At 67.9% G+C, this 20772-nt stretch carries 18 protein-coding genes and 1 pseudogene; 6 read left to right on the plus strand and 13 right to left on the minus strand.

Annotation, left to right across the window (positions count from 1 at the left end):
* Positions 1-191 precede the first annotated feature (191 nt).
* The 4 genes from A5713_RS06685 to A5713_RS06700 all read right to left on the minus strand — a co-directional run bounded on the left by A5713_RS06685 (position 192) and on the right by A5713_RS06700 (position 3285).
* On the minus strand, positions 192-677 hold the full coding sequence (locus A5713_RS06685) for a cupin domain-containing protein (protein WP_068093837.1): 486 nt from the start codon (positions 675-677) through the stop codon (positions 192-194).
* Positions 678-720: 43 nt separating this feature from the next.
* Positions 721-1425, minus strand: a complete 705-nt coding sequence (locus A5713_RS06690; RefSeq protein ID WP_067945853.1) for a nitroreductase family protein — start codon at positions 1423-1425, stop codon at positions 721-723.
* 17 nt (positions 1426-1442) lie between these two features.
* A complete protein-coding gene (locus tag A5713_RS06695) occupies positions 1443-2093 on the minus strand; it encodes an HD domain-containing protein (RefSeq protein WP_068093865.1) in 651 nt (216 codons plus the stop codon).
* Between the two features lie 541 nt (positions 2094-2634).
* Positions 2635-3285, minus strand: a complete 651-nt coding sequence (locus A5713_RS06700) for an HD domain-containing protein (protein WP_068093869.1) — start codon at positions 3283-3285, stop codon at positions 2635-2637.
* 230 nt (positions 3286-3515) lie between these two features.
* Between A5713_RS06700 and A5713_RS06705 the strand changes: the two genes are divergently transcribed.
* A complete protein-coding gene (locus A5713_RS06705; protein ID WP_067945908.1) occupies positions 3516-4430 on the plus strand; it encodes a GlxA family transcriptional regulator in 915 nt (304 codons plus the stop codon).
* A 163-nt stretch (positions 4431-4593) separates the two neighbouring features.
* On the opposite strand, the gene A5713_RS06710 is transcribed toward A5713_RS06705, so the two are convergent.
* From A5713_RS06710 to A5713_RS06730, 5 genes are all read right to left on the minus strand, one after another.
* Positions 4594-5928: an FAD-dependent oxidoreductase gene (locus tag A5713_RS06710; protein WP_068093838.1), complete on the minus strand. Its 1335-nt coding sequence runs from the start codon at positions 5926-5928 to the stop codon at positions 4594-4596.
* 7 nt (positions 5929-5935) lie between these two features.
* On the minus strand, positions 5936-7633 hold the full coding sequence (locus A5713_RS06715) for a thiamine pyrophosphate-dependent enzyme (RefSeq protein ID WP_068093839.1): 1698 nt from the start codon (positions 7631-7633) through the stop codon (positions 5936-5938).
* A 76-nt stretch (positions 7634-7709) separates the two neighbouring features.
* Positions 7710-8387, minus strand: a complete 678-nt coding sequence (locus tag A5713_RS06720; protein WP_158243968.1) for a helix-turn-helix domain-containing protein — start codon at positions 8385-8387, stop codon at positions 7710-7712.
* A 185-nt stretch (positions 8388-8572) separates the two neighbouring features.
* Positions 8573-11557, minus strand: a complete 2985-nt coding sequence (locus A5713_RS06725; protein WP_068093845.1) for a UPF0182 family protein — start codon at positions 11555-11557, stop codon at positions 8573-8575.
* Positions 11558-11632: 75 nt separating this feature from the next.
* Complete coding sequence (locus tag A5713_RS06730; protein WP_068093872.1) at positions 11633-12655, minus strand: PDZ domain-containing protein; 1023 nt, start codon at positions 12653-12655, stop codon at positions 11633-11635.
* 77 nt (positions 12656-12732) lie between these two features.
* On the opposite strand from A5713_RS06730, the gene A5713_RS06735 reads away from it, so the two are divergent.
* Positions 12733-14094, plus strand: coding sequence for a zinc-dependent metalloprotease (locus A5713_RS06735; protein WP_197516315.1), 1362 nt, complete (start codon positions 12733-12735; stop codon positions 14092-14094).
* 538 nt (positions 14095-14632) lie between these two features.
* Positions 14633-15439 carry a TOMM precursor leader peptide-binding protein gene (locus A5713_RS06740; RefSeq protein WP_068093874.1) on the plus strand — a complete coding sequence of 269 codons (807 nt, stop codon included), beginning with the start codon at positions 14633-14635 and terminating at the stop codon, positions 15437-15439.
* Between the two features lie 10 nt (positions 15440-15449).
* On the opposite strand, the gene A5713_RS28665 is transcribed toward A5713_RS06740, so the two are convergent.
* On the minus strand, positions 15450-15623 hold the full coding sequence (locus A5713_RS28665) for a hypothetical protein (RefSeq protein ID WP_197516316.1): 174 nt from the start codon (positions 15621-15623) through the stop codon (positions 15450-15452).
* A gap of 140 nt (positions 15624-15763) precedes the next feature.
* Here A5713_RS28665 and A5713_RS06745 point away from each other — a divergent pair, with 140 nt between their 5' ends.
* Complete coding sequence (locus tag A5713_RS06745) at positions 15764-17107, plus strand: AarF/ABC1/UbiB kinase family protein (protein ID WP_067923577.1); 1344 nt, start codon at positions 15764-15766, stop codon at positions 17105-17107.
* On the opposite strand, the gene A5713_RS06750 is transcribed toward A5713_RS06745, so the two are convergent.
* From A5713_RS06750 to A5713_RS06755, 3 genes are all read right to left on the minus strand, one after another.
* On the minus strand, positions 17104-17373 hold the full coding sequence (locus A5713_RS06750) for a WhiB family transcriptional regulator (protein WP_067923580.1): 270 nt from the start codon (positions 17371-17373) through the stop codon (positions 17104-17106). The genes A5713_RS06745 and A5713_RS06750 overlap by 4 nt on opposite strands.
* 135 nt (positions 17374-17508) lie before the next feature.
* Entirely contained in the window at positions 17509-17667 is a 159-nt protein-coding gene (locus tag A5713_RS28670; protein ID WP_197509226.1) for a hypothetical protein, read from the minus strand.
* Between the two features lie 98 nt (positions 17668-17765).
* Complete coding sequence (locus tag A5713_RS06755; RefSeq protein WP_197516318.1) at positions 17766-19877, minus strand: ATP-dependent DNA helicase UvrD2; 2112 nt, start codon at positions 19875-19877, stop codon at positions 17766-17768.
* Positions 19878-20012: 135 nt separating this feature from the next.
* Between A5713_RS06755 and mrx1 the strand changes: the two genes are divergently transcribed.
* Positions 20013-20267, plus strand: a complete 255-nt coding sequence (mrx1, locus tag A5713_RS06760) for a mycoredoxin Mrx1 (protein ID WP_068093850.1) — start codon at positions 20013-20015, stop codon at positions 20265-20267.
* Positions 20268-20345: 78 nt separating this feature from the next.
* A pseudogene (locus A5713_RS06765) lies at positions 20346-20772 on the plus strand (hypothetical protein); the annotation flags it as partial.

Genomic DNA, 20772 nt, shown 5'->3' on the forward strand with positions numbered 1-20772 from the left:
CGACCTCAATCGGGATAGGCACGACCCGACGCTATACCACTGCATCGCTGGCCGGTAAACCGTATCTGGTGCGAAGACTCCGCCTTCCTACGGTAGTGGAAGCGGTTTCCCGAACCGGCCTGGTGACCCACCTCCCGGACCTGTTATACCGATTTCCACTTGCGCAGCCACGCCCCTTGTTTCGCGCCCCGTCACCCCGAGAACGTGGGCACGGTGATGCCGACCGCAGCGTTTTCGTCCGGCGTCGCCAACCGGTAGCCGTAACGCGCCGCAACCTCGACGAAGCGCGCCACCTCCCGGGTGGTCGGTGGCGCGGAGCCCACGGGCCGCCCGACCTCACGAAAAAACCGGCCCATGCGCGCTGTCGTGATGATCAAGTCGACGGCGGGTTCGCGCGAGACGTTGCGGTGCGCGTGCGGGACGTCGCCCGGCACCCGAACGTACTCTCCGGCCTGAGCATCGCGCCATTGAAGGCCGCCGCCGACCTCGACAAGTACCTGGTGGCTGCCCGCCAGGATGTAGAAATCCTCGAAGTCGTTGTGACTGTGGAGCGGGACCAACACCCCGGGCGGGATGACCGCGCGCATGACGCACAACTGATCTTCGTCCGGTGGGGTCATGAATTCCACGACGGGTCCGAAGACTTCCAACGCGTCCGCACTGTTAGCTGATGTCACGCTGTCCTCTCGCTCCCGGCGGCGGAATGGTTCCGCCGCACCACTATCCGACCGCGGCCAATCCGGTCCGCGGGACCTCTTGAGGCGACCACAGCGGTTGCGGCACCTCGACACCGAATGGCGCGTCCCATCGGTTCCGGGACGAAACCTCGTGCACGGGGCGGCGATTGGCTGCCACGCCCCACTTTCCCCGCGGGTAGCCGAGCGTCAGCATGGCCGACATCTTCCAGCCTTCCTCGACGGGCACGCCCAGCAACTCGTTGACCTTGTCCCGGAAGTTGTTGAGCACCATCGTCATGACGCCGCCGACGCCCTCGGCACGGGCGGCCAGCAACACACTCCAGATCGCCGGGTAGATGTTGGCGCCGCCCAGGTCGTCGATGGCGAAGACGAAAAGCAACAGGGGAACCTCTTCGAAATGGTCGGCCAGGTAATCCCCCGAGCCCTTGATTCGGCGCATCGTCTCGGCGTGCGCGGCCGGGTCAGCGCCGGGCCCCGGCACTACCATCGGTCCCTGCCCCGTGCGGAACTTCTCGTATTCGAGGGCGCGGGCCTGGCGGAACAGCTGGGCGAACTCGCGAATCAGGTCCGGATCGTCAACGGCCACAAAGTGCCAGCGTTGCGTGTTGCCGCCGTTGGGCGCGCGAACGGCCGCGTCGAGGATGCGCGCCTGCACGTCCAGCGGAACCGGGTCCGGCCGCAACCGCCGCATCATCCTGGTGGTGTACAGCGCCTCGTGGATCTCCATTTGTCTGCTCCTTTCGGCTATTCGGGCCAGCTGCTGCCGAGAATGAAGTCGACCATGTTCCCCCGCTTGAACGTGGGATCGAAGTGCGCCAGCACGTCGTCGTTCATCGTGCCGAAGGTGGTGTCCGGACGATGCTTCATCCCGTCGTTGAAAGCCGCAAGGATGCGGTTCTTGAAGTCGGGACGTGGGTGGGCGGCGATCACCGCGTCGACGGCGTCCGGGGCCAGGTCGTCGCAGCCCACGCCGACCACGTCGGTCTTGACACCGGCTGCAAGCAAGGCGGTTTCGGGGCAAAGACGTGCGGGAACTTCGGGCGTCGAGTGCAGGGCGATGCCGAGCCACACCTTGTCGGCCTCGGACTTTTCCACGCCGCGCTCGAGCAGGAAATCGCGCGCAGCGTCGGCGCCGTCCATCTCGAAGCGCTGGCTCGAGGAGCCGTAGCGCGCCGTGAGGCCGAGGTCGTGGAACATCGCGCCCACGTACAGCAGTTCCGGGTCCGGAACCAGGCCGAGGCGGCGCCCATGCAGCGCGCCGAACAGGAACACGCGCCGGGAATGGTGGAAGAGCACGTCGTCTTCGGCGCCGCGAATGAAGTCGGTTGCGTCCCGGACGACTGCCGTGTCGGGGATGACGATGCCGGCAATGGTTTCGATGGACTGGATTGCCATGATCGCTCCTCCTTCGCTGGCTGCCTCCATCTTGCGGCGCGGCACAAACATTCACCGGTGCCGTTCCGGCCGTCTTTCCCACAGAATCTGACGTCGGCGGCGTATTCAGGCGGCCGGTCAAGCGGCGAGGATTGCCTTAGCCACCTCGTCGGGGTGGGTGAGCAATCCGTTGTGCGTCCCGGCAACCACGATGGGCCGGACCCCGCCTGATAACCCCAGGGGTTATCACCGTCATTCATTCCGGGCAGCATCAACGTGATCACCCGGTGACCGCCGCGCGAAGCCGCTCGACGACCGGCCGCCACGACCAGGCTCCGTGCCAGGCACCGGGAATCAGCACGTAAGTCGACATGTGTTCTCAACGCGTCCTTAGGCACCGTGATCGTGTCGGGTGGCGCTCACGCTCGTGGCCAGATCGCAGGCGTCGTTCTCGCTTCGTTGCATGGTGTCCTTATCTCGTTGATTACAACCGCTTTCGCGGATCCGCAGCATCGTCGACGGGCGGAACAGTTCGCGACATCACCCACCGAGCCGGCGGCGCCTATTCGGGCCATGAGTTGTCGAGGATGATCTCCACGAAGTTGTCACGCCGGAACGCCGGGTCGAAGTGTTGCAGCACATCCGCATTCACCGTGCCGAACGTGGTGTGCGGGCGGTGCTTCATGCCGTCGTTGAAGGCCGCCAGGATGCGCCGCTTGAAGTCCGGCCGCGGATGGGCGGCCGTCACGGCGGCGATTGCGTCGGGAGACAGGTCCTCGCGGCCGATGCCCAGCACGTCGGTTTCGACACCCGTTGTGACCAAGGCGATTTCGGGTTCGAGGAATTCGGGGATGTCGGGCGTGGTGTGCAGCGCGATGCCCAGCCACACCTTGTCGGCGTCGGCCTGGTCGACCCCGCGTTCCAACAGGAAATCACGCGCCGCGTTGGCGCTGTCCACCTCGAAGCGCAGAGTGGAGGTGCGGTAGCGATCGGTGAGTCCCAGGTCGTGAAACATCGCCCCGGCGTATAGCAATTCGAGGTCCGGCTGCAGTCCCCGGCGCCGGCCCTGCAGCACACCGAACAGGAATACCCGGCGGGAATGGTCGAAGAGCAGATCGTCTTCGGCGTCGCGTATGTAGTCGGTGACCTCGCGCACCAGCTTGGTGTCCGGGACGACGATGTCGGCGATGGCTTCGATCGGCTGGGTGACCACGATCAACCTCCTGAGTTGGGCGATACTGGCTGTTAGTCTCCGGGCGTCCGGCTGTGAGCACCTGGGGCTTTTGAGCCGTCTTCACCACAGAACGCGACGCGATCGTCAATCGCTAGCCGGTCACCGCGGGCCGGTGCGACATCTTTCCCACAGATTGCGACAATGGGACCGTGGCTGAAGCCGGTGTGCGGTCGCGGGTTGTGGTCATCGTCGTCTTCGACGACGTGACGATGCTGGACGTCGCGGGAGCGGGCGAGGTATTCGCCGAAGCCAACCGATTCGGTGCCGACTATCACATAAAGATCGCATCGGTGGACGGCCGCGACGTCACGACCTCGATCGGCGCCCGGTTGGGCGTCACGGACGCGCTTTCGTCGATCGAGTCGGCCGACATCATCATGGTCGCCGGCAGCGACAACCTGCCGCGGCGGGCGATCGATCCCGCGCTTGTCGACGCGGTCAAGTCGGCCGCGGAGCGGACCCGACGACTGGCCTCGATTTGCACGGGCTCGTTCATCCTGGCGCAGGCCGGCCTGCTCAACGGCCGGCGCGCCACCACGCATTGGCATGAAGCCCGGTTGTTCGCCCGCGCTTTTCCCGACGTCGCCGTCGAGCCGGACGCGCTTTTCGTCCGCGACGGCGACGTGTTCACCTCGGCCGGGGTGTCGTCGGGCATCGACCTGGCGCTGGCGCTCGTCGAGATGGATCACGGCACCGAGCTGGTCCGCGAAGTGGCCCGATGGTTGGTTGTCTATCTCAAGCGGGCGGGCGGCCAGTCGCAATTCTCGGTGCTGGTCGAGGCCGAACCCCCGCCCCAGTCCCCGCTGCGCAAGGTCACCGAAGCGATCTCGGCCGACCCGGCGGCCAATCACAGCGTGAAAACGCTTGCCGCCCAGGCGTCCTTGAGTACGCGGCAGCTTACCCGGCTTTTCCAGTCCGAATTCGGCACCACGCCGGCCCGCTACGTCGAGATGGTGCGCATCGACGCCGCGCGTGCCGCGCTCGACGCCGGGCGCAGCGTCGCCGACACGGCGCGCCTTGCCGGGTTCGGTAGCACCGAAAGCCTCCGCCGGGTATTCGTCGACCAGCTCGGCGTCTCGCCGAAGGCGTACCGGGACAGATTCCGGACCGCGTCCCGCTGCTGAATGACGGGGAAATACTGATCCGTCATGCACATTGATGTGATGGCGGTCCCGCAGCCGCTGGACAGGGCGGTGACTTGGCCCGCGCAGCACCTCCATCGCGGCGGCCACCGCATGGGAGCTTCAAGAAGCGACCGGCGGGAACTTCCGGCTCGGTCTCGGCGGACTATCGGCGATGTACGGCATTTGATCTCTTGCCCTCGCTTACGCCGGGAAGTGGAATGGCGGTGAAAACGCCATCGGGGTCGTAGTGTTTCTTGGCGGCGACGAGTCGAATGGCGTTCTCGCCGTAAGCATTTGCGATCTGCTCATGGTCGCCGGGCACGAGCAGGTTGGCGTAGCCGCCGGGAAGCGCGTGTGGGGCAAGTGCGGCCGAGGCCGCGTCGGCCCAGGCGCGATGACGGACGCTGTCCCCGCCCTCCCAGCCGGCGATGATCTCGACGACGAAATGTGGGCGGCGGTTCGCGAACGCGGTCTGGTCCGGGGCGACGAGGGTCGACGCGCCATGACAGTGATGGATGGAGATGCCGCTGCGCGGCGGGGTCAGTGTCCGGCCGATCTCGAGGAGCGCGTCGATGACCTCTGGTGTGTAGCCCGCGATCGTGCGAGTGTTGATCGCCCAGCACTGTCCACGGACATCCCATGCGTCGAATAGGCTCAGCCATTCGCGGTACGTCATGGGCGCGACCTGACCGCTCAGCGGCGTTCCGAGTTTAGTGAGCGCATCGACGGCGGCTTGGCCTGAAAGAAGATCGCCGCTCCAGGCCGGGGCTAGAAAAACGGCCGGATTTCCGTCCGGGCCCGACATCAGTCCACTCAGCACGGTCCACTCATCCGGTGCCGTCGACAACACCTCATCCAGCCCACGCCACACCGTCGCGCCCTGCGACCACGGAAACAGGATCATTCCGCCGATCAACCGGTCGAGCGGATGCAATTGCACCCGCATGGAAGTGACCACGCCGAAGTTGCCGCCACCACCGCGCAGCGCCCAGAAAAGCTCCGGCTCATGAGTCGCGTCGGCCTTCACGATCCGACCATCCGCCAGGACAACCTCGGCGCCGAGCAGGTTGTCTGATGCAAGGCCGAACCGCCCGTTGAGCGGTCCGTAGCCCCCGCCGAGTGTCAGGCCGGTGATGCCAACGCCGCCGCAGTTGCCGGTAGCGGCGACCAGCCCGTACGGCGCGACCGCGTCGATCAGGTCGCCGGCGATGACACCCCCGCCCACTGTTGCGACCCGGGCCCCGCTATCGACAGTGACACTTCGCATCCCGGACATGTCGATCACCAGACCGCCGTCGCATACAGCGCGACCCGCCCAGTCGTGGCCGCCGCCGAGCACCGACAGCCGCATCCCTCGGTCACGCGCCACACGGATGGTTTGCTGTACGTCGCCCGGTGACTCGGCCCGCACGATCAAAGCCGGACGATGTTGCACCGCCCCGTTCCAGATCAACGGCACACCGTCGGCGGCCGCGCCTATCGCATCGGTCGTACTCATTTGGCTCCTACGGTTGGACGATGACGTCGAGCAAGAACGTCTGTCCGGACGCGACGGCTTCGAGGGCGCGCTTCACCGCCCCGGCCAGCTCGTCGGGTTTCTGCACGCGTTCACCCGTGCCGCCGTAGGCTTCGGCCTGCTTCACGTAGTCGGGCATTGGCTCAATGACGTTGCCGACGAAATTCGCTTCGCGGACCGCGGCGCTATCGGGGTAGTACTTGAGGAGATTCCGGGTCTGGGATGCGTACTGCCGGTTGTTGCACAGCACGATGAACAGCGGGGCGCCGTGTTCCTCTGCGAATCCGAGGGCAGCCGGAACGGGATTGTAGTGCCACGCCCCGTCGCCGACGATGCAGACGACCGGCTGCCCGGGGCGCGCCAGTTTGACGCCGAGCGCGGTGCCCAGCCCGGTGCCCAGCGCCCCGGCCCATCCGCGATACTGCTGGAAAGGCTTGCGGGCGTATAGGAACTGAATCATCTGCGGCACTTGAGACGTGATCTCATCGACACAGATCGCGTCCTCGGGCAGCGCATCGTGCAACGCGCCGAACAAGCTGGCTGCTGGCACGAAATCGGTTGCCTGCGAGGCCAATTGGCGGGCCTCTTCGATGCCGTGGGCGCGGATGCTCTGCGTAAAGCCGGCCCACCGCTCGCCGGCCTCGGCCCGTGCAGCCGACCGCGTTCGCAGATTGGACGCGAGGCCAGCCAGGTTGAGCGAGAGGTCGCCCGCGACCGCCTCGGTGGTGGGGTATCCCCAGTAGGCGGCTCGCGGGCGCAGCGGGTCTTGCTCGAGGTGGATGACGGCGCATCCTGGGCGTAACGCCGCATTTGGCGGGTGCCATAGTCCGTTGCAGCCGGCCAGGAGTACGGCGTCGGCTTCGCCCAACACCGCTTCCACCGGCCCCGCCCCGTACAGCGGATGCGACCGCGGGAAGTTGTGATAGGCGGGATTCCAGAATTCGAATACGGGCGCCGACAGTGCCTCGGCAATTTCTTTTAGGGCGTTGCGGTCAGCGTCGGTGCGCCCGCCGTGTTCGGTGATGATGACGGGATTGGTGGCGCCCACGAGAATTTCGGCCACTCGGTCGATATGTTCTGGTGTCGCGACAATCGGTGCCGGGGAAACCCAGGCGGGGACTTCAGGGTGACCGTCGGCCATCAACAACTGAAATGGAACCTCGAGCAACGTTGGTCCCGTTGGGACGGACTCGGCGATGAAGCAGGCGCGCCGGAGTTCATGAACCAGATCCGAAGGCGTGCGTGCGCGCTTCGCCCACTTGACGACGACTTCGCCATGGCGGGCCGGGCCAGCATGGTCAGTGAGCAGTGAGGGCCATTCGGCACCAGGATCGCCGTCGGGGTCATCGCCATAGCTCAGCGTGTCGGGCGACAGCACCGTCATCGGTGTGCGCTCCTGCAGCGCGGTGCTCAGCGCCATCGACGCGTTTTGAACTCCCAGTGATGTCGGCAAGAAGACGATCTGGCTTCGGCCGGTGGCCTTGTAGTAGCCCGATGCCAGGCTTACCGCAAGCAACTCATGACGACATCGGAAGTAGCGCAGCGTCATGTCATCGGCCCGCCGGGCAAGCGCTTCCCACACCGGCGCCATCACGGCGATGGGAGAGGCGAAAATGCAGTCCACGCCCTGAGATTGCAGCTGCGCCAGTAATACTTCCGCGCCGTTCTTGGCCGCATCTCCCGTCACACTTGTGACGTTAAGAAGCGACGGGGGCCACGGCCAGCCCGTGCCCACTCAGTGGGTTTTCCCGCCGGTCACCCTTTCACGGCGTGCGAAGGAGGCTGACGATGCGGGTCCCGGTCGCCCTGGTGGCAGCCAGCAGTCCGAGCGGAGGGCGCCGTTGGGCGATGACAGTCGACACGGCTGCCGCCGCATTGCCGCCGAGAGGAATCGCTACGGCAACACAGCTGAGATTCGCGTGTACGCCGCCGGCATCCACTATTGGTGCGGCACGGCCTAATTCGGCATAGGCGCGCGCCGCCGCGGTGCCCGACGGTACCTTGGCTCCGGGTTCGGCTGTGAATCCCACCGGTACGCGGGCGTCCACCGCGTCCAGGAACACCGGTTCCCCGCCGATCACCGCAGACAACTGAACCGCAGCCCCCGTGGCGGTCGCGAGTTCGGCGATCGGTCGCCGGGCGACCACGCGCAATTGCCGCTCCGGGCTCACCCGCGAACCCAACCCCAACAAGCTCGCGCCGAGTCGGTAGCGGGTACCGTCACGCCTGACCGCCCCGACGGCGATCAACTGCTGCAGCAGTCGACGGACCGTCTCCCGCGGGATCCCGCTCGCATTCGCCAACTCAAGCAGCCGCACCGGTTCCAACGCACCCACGTGTTCCAGCAGTTCAAATGCGCTCTCGATGACGCCGCGACCGTCGTGGCGAAACGAGCCGCCCGTCGCGCCCGCATGCCTACCCCCGGCCATAGACTCGGTCATCCGATCCGTTTCGGACTGGCCCACCATCGACTCCTTTAGCCTGCCGTTGCCGGCAACGAGATCACGCCCCGCAATAGCAACGCACGAACACGTCCGATCTATGCCGAGTGCCGAGAAACCAATATCTGTTTGTCTGGCCAGGTAGTCAGTTAACGCAGGGCGGCTCAGCAGACCGCGAAGGCAAGCTATTTGGTGTTGTTGTACTTGGTGATCGCGTCGTCCAACCGCTGCAGGGCGGCGCCGTAACCGGCGAAATCGCCCTTCTTCTGAGCGTCCTTGGCCGCGCCCAGCGCCGTCTGAATCTCTTGCAGCGCCGCGGCTTTGGCCGGAGACAGCGTCACCGACCCGTCCGCGACCGGCGGAACCGCCGCGGGCGGCGGCGACCCCGGTGGACCGGCCGGAGGGGGCGGCGTGACGGGCGGGGCCGCCTGCGGGTTGTTCCCGGCATCGGTCGGCTGAATGCCCGTCGCGGCCGCACCCGCGCCGGGACCGAACAACCCGGTCAGGGCGTCGCGCACCGTGGGCCCGTAGCCGATCTTGTCGTTGTACATCATCGCCACCCGGATCAGCCGCGGGTACGACGAGGCGGCGTCGCTGGCCCCCGGGGAGGCGTAGACGGGTTCGACATAGAGCAGGCCGCCCTGGCCCACCGGCAGGGTGAGCAGGTTGCCCCAGCGGATCCGGTTCTGGTTGTCGCGCCCGATCACACCGAGGTCCTGGGACACCGCCGGGTCGGTGGTGATGGCGTTGTTCGCCAGCTTGGGCCCGTTGACCTGGCCCGGGATGGTCAGCACGGTGATCCTGCCGTAGGTCGCCGGGTCGGAGCTGGCGCTGATGTAGGCCGCCAGATAGTCACGCTTGAACCTGTTCATCGCGCTGGTCAGCTGATACGAAGACGAATTGTCGTTCTTGGCAATGTTTTTCGCCACGATGTAATACGGCGGCTGATAGCTGCTGGCGGTCGGGTTCGGGTCCAGCGGCACATCCCAGAAGTCCGAGGTGGAGAAGAACGTCACCGGATCGTTGACGTGGTATTTGGCCAGCAGCATCCGCTGCACCTTGAACAGGTCTTCGGGATAGCGCAGATGCTCGGCCAGCTCGGGGGTGATGTCGCTCTTGGGCTTGACCGTGCCGGGGAAGACCTGCATCCACGCCTTGAGCACCGGATCCTGCTCGTCCTGCTGATACAGCGTGACGGTGCCGTCATAGGCGTCCACCGTGGCCTTCACCGAGTTGCGGATGTAGGAGACGTCCTTATTGGGGGCCAGCTTGTTGAAGGCCACCTCGTTGGAGTCGGCGGTGGCCGATTCCAGCGAGGTCAGTTCGGAATACGGGTAGTTGTCCAGGGTCGTGTAGCCGTCGATGATCCACACCAGTCGCTTGTTGACGATCGCCGGGTACACCGAGCTGTCGGTGGTCAGCCAGGGCGCCACCGCCTCCACCCGGCGGGCCGGGTCGCGGTTGAACAGGATCCGGCTGTTGGAGCCGATCACGTTGGAGAACAGGAAGTTTCGCTCCGCGAACTTGGCGGCGAACACGCTGCGCGACAGCCAGTCGCCGACGGGCACTCCCCCGAGCCCGGTGTAGGTGTAGTTCTTGGTGTCGGCGCTGGTCTCGTAGTCGTACTCGCGGTCGGCACCGTTGCGTCCGACGATCGCGTAGTCGGCCGACGTGTTGGAGATGACCGGGCCGTAGTAGATGCGCGGCTGGTCGAGCTGCGCCGGGCCGTCGGACACCACGTTGCCGTTGGCGCCCACGACGTTGACCAGGAATTCGGGATAGCCGCCGTTCTGGTTGGGGTCGTTGGCGATTCCGCGCACCGTGTTGGCCGGCGAGGCGATGAACCCGTTGCCGTGGGTGTATACGGTGTGCCGGTTGATCCAGTCCCGCTGGTTGTCGATCAGCCGGTCGGGGTTGAGTTCGCGGGCCGCGACGACGTAGTCGCGCAGCGAGCCGTTGCGGTCGACGTACCGGTCGATGGACAGCTGGTCGGGGAAATAGTAGAAGTTCTTGCCCTGCTGGAACTGCGTGAACGCCGGGCTGACGATCGTCGGGTCGAGCAGCCGGATGTTGGAGGTGGTCGCCCGGTCGTCGGCCACCTGCTGGGCAGTGGCCTGGGTGTCGCCGGCGTAGGTGCGATAGGTCACCACGTCCGAGGTCAAGCCATACGCCTGCCGCGTCGCGGTGATGCTGCGGCCGATGTACTCGCTTTCCTTCTGCGCGGCATTGGGTTTGACGCTGATCTGCTCGACGATCAGCGGCCACCCGGCGCCAACGATCAGCGACGACAGCAGCAACAACACCAGGCCGATCGCGGGAATCCGCAAGTCGCGCAGGACGATCGCGGAGAAGACCGCGCCCGCGCAGATCAACGCGATCGCCATCAGGATCAGCTTCGCCGGCAGCACCGCGTTGATGTCGGTGTACCCGGCGCCGGTGAAGGGCTTCCCGCCGCGGGTGTGGGACAACAGCTCGTAGCGGTCCAGCCAGTACGCGACCGCCTTGAGCACCACCAACAGCCCCACCAGGGTGACCAGCTGGATGCGGGCCGAGCGGCTCAGCGCGCCGGTGCGGCCCGACAGCCGGATGCCGCCAAAGATGTAGTGCGTCAACAGGTTGGCCACGAAGGCCAGGAATACGGCGACGAACAGGTAGCTGAGCAGCAGCCGGTAGAACGGCAGGTCGAACGCGTAGAAGCCGAGATCCTTGCCGAACTGTGGGTCCCGGATGCCGAAGTCCCCGCCGTGCATGAACAGTTGGATTCGCACCCAATAGCTTTGCGCGACGATGCCGGCCAGCAGGCCGATCGCGATCGGCACCCCGATGCCGACCAGCCGCAACCGGGACAGGACGACGGCGCGGTAGCGGGCCACCGGGTCGTTGTCGTTGCTCGGCACGAACACCGGGCGGGTGCGGTAGCCCACCGCCAGACCGGCGAACACGATCCCGCCCACCAGCAGACCGGCCACCAGGAAGACCACGAAACGGGTGACCAGCACGGTCGTGAACACCGAGCGGTAGCCCAGCTCGCCGAACCACAGCCAGTCCACATACGCGTCGATCAGCCGCGGACCGGCGAGCAGCAAAGCGATCACACCGAGTGCGATCAGGATCAGAATCCGGCTACGCCGGGTCAGCTTCGGCATCCGTGCGGTGGGCCGCATCCCCACTGGCTACGCTCCCTGCTCGATTGATCGACGGTGACAACTCTACGCATCGGGCGACCTGCGATCCCGGCCGTGCTTTCAGCAGCTCGGCGGCTGCCCCCCCGACGTGACCGCGTGCAGCGCCTCGACCGCCTGGCCGAGGGTCTCCACCTTCACCAGGCGCAGGCCGGACGGGTTGTCCGAGTTCGCCTCGTAACAGTTCTTGGCCGGCACCAGGAACACGGTCGCACCGGCCGCGTGGGCCGCGACCATCTTGTGCGTGATGCCGCCGATCTGGCCGACCTTCCCGTCGGCCGAGATGGTGCCGGTCCCCGCGATGAACTTCGACCCGGCCAGGTCACCGGTGGTCAGCTTGTCGACCACCGCCAGGCTGAACATCAAGCCGGCCGACGGGCCGCCCACGTTGGCGAGGTTGAAGTTGACCACGAAAGGCGCCCAGGGCGCGGTCAGGACGGCCACACCGAGGAAGCCGTAGTCGCGGTCCTTGTTCGCGCCGAGCGTAATTTGCGTGACGCCGGCCGGTTCGTTCTTGCGCCGGTAATCGATCGTCACCGTCTGACCGGGTTTGGTGCCCTTGAGCAGCCCGGTGAACTGCTCGACGTCGGCCACCGGGGTGCCGTTGACGGCGTCGATGGCGTCGCCGTCCTTCAGCTTGCCCGCCGACGGGCCCGGATCGGTGACCTTCGCGACGGTGACCGCGGCCGGGTACTTGAGGTAGCCCAGGGCGGCGTACTCGGCGCTGTCCTCGGAGTCCTTGAAGTCCGCGTTGTTGGCCTTGTCGACCTCGTCCCGCGACTTGCCCGGCGGGTAGATCAGGTCCCGCGGGACCAGCTGCTCCTGGCCGGAGAGCCACAGCGTCAGCGCCTCCCCCAGGGTCAGCTCGTCGCGCTGAGAGACCGTGGTCATGTTCAGGTGCCCGGTGGTCGGATGCGTCGCGGTGCCCTCGATCGCCACCACCTGCTTGCCGTCGACCTCGCCGAGCGTGTCGAAGGTGGGGCCGGGGCCCAGCGAGACGAACGGCACCGTCACCACCGCGAGCAACACGCCGAAGACCAGGATCGGCACCAGCGCGACCATCAAGGTCAGAATCCGCCTGTTCACGCCGATCACACTAGACGGCGCCCGACGCGCCCGGTTCAGCCACAAGCTGACCCGAGACCGCCCCTCGGGTTCCCGCGGTGAGTACCGTTGACGGTATGGCTGACCTGCCTTTCGGCTTCTCCCCCGGAGAAGACCCCGACAAACCCGGGAAGAAGGACCCCCACTCGGGGTCCGGCGGCTCCGATCCGTTCGGGGCGTTCGGGATGGGCGACCTGGGACAGATCTTCACCCAGCTCGGTCAAATGTTTTCCAGCGCCGGCACCGTGATGGCCGGCGGCGAGACGTCGGGACCGGTCAACTACGAGTTGGCGCGCCGGGTGGCGACCAACTCGATCGGGTTCGTGGCGCCGATCCCGGCCACCACGCAGTCGGCGATCGCCGACGCGGTGCACCTCGCCGAAACCTGGCTGGACGGCGCCACCGCGCTGCCCGCGGGCACGAGCAAGGCGGTGGGCTGGACTCCGGCCGACTGGGTCGACAACAGCCTCCAGACGTGGAAGCGGTTGTGCGACCCGATGGCGCAGCAGATTTCGACGGTCTGGGCGTCGTCGCTGCCCGAGGAGGCCAAGAGCATGGCCGGCCCGCTGATGGCGGTGATGTCGCAGATGGGCGGCATGGCGTTCGGCTCCCAGCTGGGGCAGGCGCTCGGCCGGCTGTCGCGCGAGGTGCTGACGTCGACCGACATCGGCCTTCCGTTGGGGCCCAAGGGCGTCGCCGCCATCCTTCCCGACGCCGTCGAGTCGTTCGCGGCCGGGCTCGAGCAGCCCCGCAGCGAGATCCTGACGTTCCTGGCCGCACGGGAGGCCGCCCACCACCGGCTGTTCAGCCACGTGCCCTGGCTCTCGAGCCAGCTGCTGGGCGCCGTCGAGGCCTACGCGCGCGGCATGCAGATCGACATGAGCGGGATCGAGGAGCTGGCCCGCGACTTCAACCCGGCGACGTTGTCCGATCCGGCTGCCATCGAAAACCTCTTGGGACAAGGCGTTTTCGAGCCCAAGGCGACCCCGGCGCAGACGCAGGCGCTGGAACGCCTCGAGACGCTGCTGGCGTTGATCGAGGGCTGGGTGCAGGTGGTGGTGACCGCGGCCCTGGGCGACCGCATCCCGGGGGCGGCCGCGCTCAGCGAGACGCTGCGCCGCCGCCGCGCCACCGGCGGTCCGGCCGAGCAGACGTTCGCGACCCTGGTGGGCCTGGAGCTGCGGCCCCGCAAGATGCGCGAAGCCGCCGCCCTGTGGGAGCGCCTCACCGAGGCCGCCGGCGTGGACGCCCGCGACGCCATCTGGCAACACCCCGACCTGTTGCCCAACGCCGAGGACCTCGACGACCCGGCCGGCTTCATCGACCGGGTCATCGGCGGTGACACCAGCGGCATCGACGAGGCGATCGCCAAGCTGGAGGAGAACCCCGAGGACCCGGGCCCCGGTCCCGTGCAGAACTGACCGCGCCATACCACGAAACACCCTGCCTCACAAGGTGATTCGCGCATAGTTCACGCACTGTTCCCCACGTCTACGGGTAGCGTGCGCGATGCTTGGCAAAGGTCGATCGGGTCGGCCCGGTGCACTACGCTAGCAACGCGATGCTGGCTACGGACGGATCGATTGAGGTGGGGAAATGCGAACACAACCAATCTTCGCTGCGGGGCTGGCGGTAGTCGCCCTGGCCTTCAGCGCAGGGCTCGCGCAAGCGGATCCTGCCCCGGACCCGAATGACCCAGGCAACATAGCGAACTGGCCCTGCGGCGTGACGGTCGGACCGGTAACCACGACGAACGGAACGGTCATCGGCATACGCGGCGGCAAGCCGTGCCCACCGCCGCCGCCGCCCGCACCGGCCGGACAACCCTGACGCTTACGGCCAAGGTTGACGGCGACGCGATCCCGCGTTGGTCCTGTGGATAACTGACCGGGCCCATCGCCTCCGGCGTGGCACAGTGCACCCGTGTCACCGGTTCCCACCTATGCGCTGGACCCGGCCATGCCGGTGCTGCTGCGCCCCGACGGCGCGGTGCAGGTCGGCTGGGATCCCCGCCGGGCCGTGCTGGTGCGCCCCCCGGGTGACCTGACCCCGGCGGAGCTGGCCGGCTTGCTGCGGTCCATGCGATCACCGATGCCGCTCTCGGAGTTGCGCCGCCGGGCCGCCGACCGCGGCCTGCAGGACGCCGCGGGGCTGAGCGACCTGGTCGCCCGGCTGGTCGGTGCGGGCGTCGCCACCGAATGCGCGACGTCCCGCGGCCGGGCGCCGTCCATCCGGATCCACGGCCGCGGACCGCTCTCGGAGCTGCTGGTCGAGGCGTTGCGCTGCTCGGGCGCACGGATCGCCCACAGCAGCCAACCGCACGCCGCCGTGTCGGTCGGCGCCGTCGACCTGGTGGTGCTGTCCGATTACCTGGTCGCCGATCCCCGCATGGTCCGCGAGTTGCACGCCGAGCGCGTCCCCCACCTGCCGGTACGGGTCCGTGACGGCGTCGGGCTGGTCGGTCCGCTGGTCATCCCCGGCACCACCAGTTGCCTGGGCTGCGCCGACCTGCATCGGCGCGACCGCGACGCGGCGTGGCCGACGATCTCGGCGCAGCTGCGGGAAACCGTCGGCGTGGCCGACCGGGCCACGCTGCTGGCGACCGCGGCGCTGGCGCTGAGCCAGGTGAACCGGGTGATCGCGGCGGTCCGCAACCAAGAGGCCGTACCCGAGCCCCAGACGTTGAACGCCACACTGGAATTCGACCTCAACGCGGGCGTCATCGTCGCGCGCGAATGGACCCGGCATCCGCTCTGCGCGTGCTGACGGCGCGGAACTAACCCAGGCGCCCCTGCTCCGGAACGTTCGCCGACACCGATTCGTAGGCCGTCGCGAGCTGGTGCAGGATCTCCGCGGTCAGGGTGCGGTCGGTGCGGTGTTTGTCCAGCGTTTCGATGATCGCCCTGAACAGGGAGTCCGCGGCGTCGTGCTGCGATTGTTTTGCTGACATGGCCTGGCCGATACCGCCTTTCGGAAGCGTCCTTCGCGGGGCCGGCTGGTGCGACCCGCAAGGACAACTTAGGGCCACCGGCCGCCGGCCGCGCGGCTAGGAGATGTTGTGAAGATCAAGCGCGAGCCGAGCCGGCCGTCATGGATGATGGATACGTGGCAGACATCAAACGTGGCCGTGCGGCGCGGAACGCGAAGCTGGCCAGCATCCCGGTCGGCTTCGCCGGCCGCGCGGCGCTCGGCTTCGGCAAACGGCTGACCGGCAAGTCGAGGGACGAAGTCCAGGCCGAATTGATGGAGAAAGCCGCCAACCAGCTGTTCACCGTCTTGGGCGAGCTCAAAGGCGGGGCGATGAAGGTGGGCCAGGCCCTGTCGGTCATGGAGGCCGCCATCCCGGACGAGTACGGCGAGCCGTACCGCGAGGCGTTGACCAAGCTGCAGAAGGATGCCCCGCCGCTGCCGGCCAACAAGGTGCATCGGGTGCTCGACGGCCAGCTGGGCACCAAGTGGCGCGAACGGTTCAGTTCGTTCGACGACAAGCCCGTCGCGTCGGCCAGCATCGGCCAGGTGCACAAGGCGGTCTGGTCCGACGGCCGCCCGGTGGCCGTCAAGATCCAGTACCCGGGCGCCGACGAGGCGCTGCGCGCCGACCTCAAGACCATGCAGCGGATGGTCGGCGTGGTCAAACAGCTCGCCCCGGGCGCCGACGTCCAGGGCATCGTCGACGAACTCGTCGAACGCACCGAGATGGAACTCGACTACCGGCTGGAGGCCGACAACCAGCGCGCGTTCGCCAAGGCCTACGAGGGACACCCGCACTTCGCGATCCCCCACGTCGTTGCCAGCGCACCCAAGGTCGTGGTCCAGGAGTGGATCGACGGCTTGCCGCTGGCCGAGATCATCCGCACCGGCACCCGCGAGCAGCGCGACCTCATCGGCACGCGGCTGCTCGAGCTCACCTTCGACGCGCCGCGACGGCTGGGGATGCTGCACGGCGACGCCCACCCGGGCAACTTCATGCTGCTGCCCGACGACCGGATGGGCGTCATCGACTTCGGCGCCGTCGCCCCCCTTCCGGGCGGCTACCCGATCGAGCTGGGCATGACGATCCGCCTGGCCCGCGACAAGAACTACGACCTGCTGTTGCCGACGATGGAGAAGGTCGGGTTCATCCAGAAAGGCCAGCAGGTGTCGGTGCGCGACATCGACGAGATGCTGCGCCAGTACGTCGAGCCCATCGAGGTCGACGAATTCCACTACACGCGCAAGTGGCTGCAGCGCATGACCGTGGGCCAGATCGACCGGTCGGTGTCGCAGATCAAGACCGCCCGGCAGATGGACCTGCCGCCCAAGCTGGCCATCCCGATGCGCGTCATCGCCTCGGTGGCCGCGATCCTGTGCCAGCTGGACGCCCGGGTGCCGATCAAGGCGCTGTCCGAGGAGCTGATCCCCGGCTTCGCCGAGCCCGACAGCGCCATCGTCTAGGCCGCGGCCTCGTCTTTGCGGGGCCGCCCGCGCGGTCGTTTGAAGGTCAGGATCGAGCCCCGGTCGAGGATCTCGCCGCCCCACACCCCCCACGGCTCGGCCCGCTCCAGCGCCGACGCCAGGCACTGCCGCCGGATCGGGCAGCCCCCGCAGAGGGCCTTGGCGCGCTCGAGGTCGGCCGGGGCGTCAGCGAACCAGAGGTCGGGGTCGCCGGCGTGACACGGCAACACCGCCGACGGCTGTCCGGGGACGGTCAGTACCGGCATGTCCTGCTCACCTGCTTCCTGGTCGGGGCTTCCTTCTTGTTCGGATCCGGACCAGGTAGCGGGCTTGCGCCCGAAAAGACTGTGGCCACGGATCCTTGACTTCGGGTCCGTGGCCATTCGGTGAAAACCGGGGAGTTACGTAGCCATTCGGTGGACCCCGAGTCGCACGGACGCGTTCGTCGCGGCGGCGGCGGCGCGATGCTTGAGCGCGGCCGCCGGCACGGCGGTGTGGGCGGCATGCTTAAGCGCGGCCGCCAGGGCGGCCACGCCCACACCGAACACGTCGTTGATCATCGCGGCCACCCTCCTTCCATTAGCGCAGGACGCGGTTTCGAGGGTAGATCGTCGCCGCCGTTCACCACAACCGATTTTCTGACCTGCGCCTTTACCGGTCAGCGTGCGCGTACCAGCTCCAGGACGTCGGGCCCGTACTGTTCCAGCTTGCGCGCGCCGATGCCGGGGATGGCGATCAGCGCGTCCTCGTCGTCGGGCCGCAGCTCGGCGATCGCGATCAGCGTGTTGTCGGTGAACACGACATACGCGGGCACCTTCTGCTCCTTGGCGATGTCCAGCCGCCACGCCTTGAGCCGCAGTAGCAACTCCTCGTCGACGTCGGCCGCACACGTCTCACAGCGCCGCAGCATGACCGCCGCCGCGGTGGACAGGTCCTTGTTGCAGATCCGGCAGCGCGTCGCGGTGCCCTTGTTGCGACGGGACTTGGCCGGCGCGGCGTCGGCGCGCGCCTGCGGCGCGATGCCGTTCAGGAACCGTGACGGCTTGCGGCCCTGCCGCCCGCCGGGGCTGCGGGCCAGCGCCCAGCTGAGCGCCAGATGCGTTCGCGCCCTGGTGATTCCGACGTAGAGCAGCCGACGCTCCTCTTCGACGGCCTCGCTGTCGGGGCCGTGCGCCAGCGCGTGCGAGATGGGCATGGTGCCGTCGGCCAGGCCGACCAGGAACACCGCATCCCACTCCAGACCCTTGGCTGCGTGCAGCGAGGCCAGCGTGACGCCCTGCACCACCGGTGGGTGCCGCGCGTCCGCGCGCAACCGGAGTTCGGCGAGCAGGCCGGTGAGCTCCAGCTGCGGCCGCTGAGCCACCTCGTCGTCGACCAACTCGGCCAGCGCGGTCAGCGCCTCCCAGCGCTCCCGGGCGCGGGTGCCGACCGGCGGCTCCGCCGTCAGCCCGAGGGGTTCCAGGACCCCCCGCACGACCGCGGGCAGCGGCCCCGCCGAACCGTTTTCGGCACCGCGCTCGGCCGCCCGCTGCAGTGCCACCAGCGCCTGCTTGATCTCTTGACGGGTGAAGAACCCCTCGCCGCCCCGGACCTGATAGGGGATGCCGGCCTCGGTCAACGCCTCCTCATAGGCCTCCGACTGGGCATTGACGCGGTACAGCACGGCGATCTCCGACGACGGAGTGCCCGATTCGATCAGCCGGGCTATCGAAGCCGCGACCGCGGCGGCCTCGGCCGGTTCGTCGGGATGCTCGCGGAACGACGGCGCCGGCCCCGGCGGGCGCTGGCCCACCAGGTGCAGCTTGCTGCCGGCGACCCGGCCGCGGGCCGCGGCGATCACCTGGTTGGCCAGCGACACCACCTGGGGGGTGGAGCGGTAGTCACGTTCCAGACGGACCACAGTGGCGTCGGGATAGCGCCGCGAGAAGTCGAGCAGGAAGCGCGGTGAGGCCCCGGTGAACGAATAGATGGTCTGGTTGGCGTCGCCGACGACGGTCAGGTCGTCCCGGTCGCCGAGCCACGCCGTGAGCACCCGCTGCTGCAAGGGGGTGACGTCCTGGTATTCGTCGACGACGAAGCAGCGGTAGCGGCCCCGGAACTCGTCGGCCACCGCGGCGTCGTTCTCGATCGCGGCGGCGGTGTGCAGCAGCAGGTCGTCGAAGTCGAGCAGCGTCACGGACTCGTCGCGAACCTTCAGCGCCTCGTAGGCGGCGTACACGGTCGCGACCCGGGCGGCGTCCAACGGGATGTCCCGGCCGGCCGCCGCCACGGCGGCCGGGTAGTCCTCCGGACCGATCAGCGACGCCTTGGCCCACTCGATCTCGCCCGCCAGGTCGCGGACGTCCTCGGTGCTGGCGTTGATCCGGGAGCGGCTGGCCGCCCGCGCCACCACCGCGAACTTGGTGTCCAGCAGCTGCCAGCCGGTGTCGCCGACCACCCGGGGCCAGAAGTACCGCAGCTGCCGGTGCGCGGCGGCGTGAAATGTCAGGGCCTGCACCCCGCCGACGCCGGTGTCCGTGCCCGCGGCGGCGTCCAGCGCGCGCAGCCGGGAACGCATCTCCCCCGCGGCCCGCTGGGTGAAGGTGACCGCCAGCACCTGCCCGGCGGCCACGTGACCGCTCGCCACCAGCTGGGCGATGCGGTGCGTGATGGTGCGGGTCTTGCCGGTCCCGGCGCCCGCGAGCACACAGACCGGGCCGCGCGGAGCCAGCACCGCCTCGCGCTGCTCGTCGTCCAGCCCGGCGGTCAAGGCGTCGGCGACCGTCGGCATGGCGTCCATCTTGACAGCGAAGGCCGACAAACCGGGGCGCCGCCCGGTGCGCGTCGGCGAGTTGCCGTGACACGCCGGCACGCGCGCGACGCCCCCGGCGCGGAACACGGTGCCGCCCGGCTACGTTAAAGGGCTATGACCTCTGCCCCGATCACCGTCTACACCACCTCGTGGTGTGGCTACTGCCACCGCCTGATGACCGTGCTGAAGTCCAACGGAATCCCTTACCAGGCGGTCGACATCGAGCAGGACCCCTCGGCGGCCGAGTTCGTCGGTTCGGTCAACGGCGGCAACAGGACGGTGCCGACGGTGAAGTTCGCCGACGGGTCGACGCTGACCAACCCGAGTGCGGCCCAGGTCAAGGCCAAACTCGCCGAGACCGGAGCCTGAGGCCCCGGCGCGTCGACACGCCGCCGGCGTTGACCAAGTACTCATCGGACTCGCCGCGCGGCCCTAACATAGGTGACCATGGCGTCGAGTTCGCGGTCGAGCCGTTTTCGCCGGCGCCTGTCGGTGCTGGGCAGGGCTTCGGCCGTCATCGCCTGCGGCGCCGCGGTGGTCGTGTCGGCGTGCTCGCACTCGCCGAGCAAAACCGCGGCGACGGCTCCCGAACACGCGTACGCCGAATCATTGGTCATCAGCCTGGCCGACGCGCGTCGCATCGCCAATTTCGAAGGGCTGCAACCGTATTCGTATGCCGACCGGCACGAACCACCGCGCGATAACGTCGGCAGCCCGCCCGGCCCCTGCCGCGCGGTCGGATCCACCGACCTCACGTTCGCCGGGGGCTGGAAGGAATACCGCTCGGTGGGCTACAGCGGCTCGACCGACGACCTGAGGCCCGGCGGCATCGCCCCGATCAACGAGATCACCAACACCGTCGCCGTCTATCCCG

Source organism: Mycobacterium sp. E2497 (genome assembly GCF_001668695.1).
Taxonomy (GTDB): Bacteria; Actinomycetota; Actinomycetes; order Mycobacteriales; family Mycobacteriaceae; genus Mycobacterium.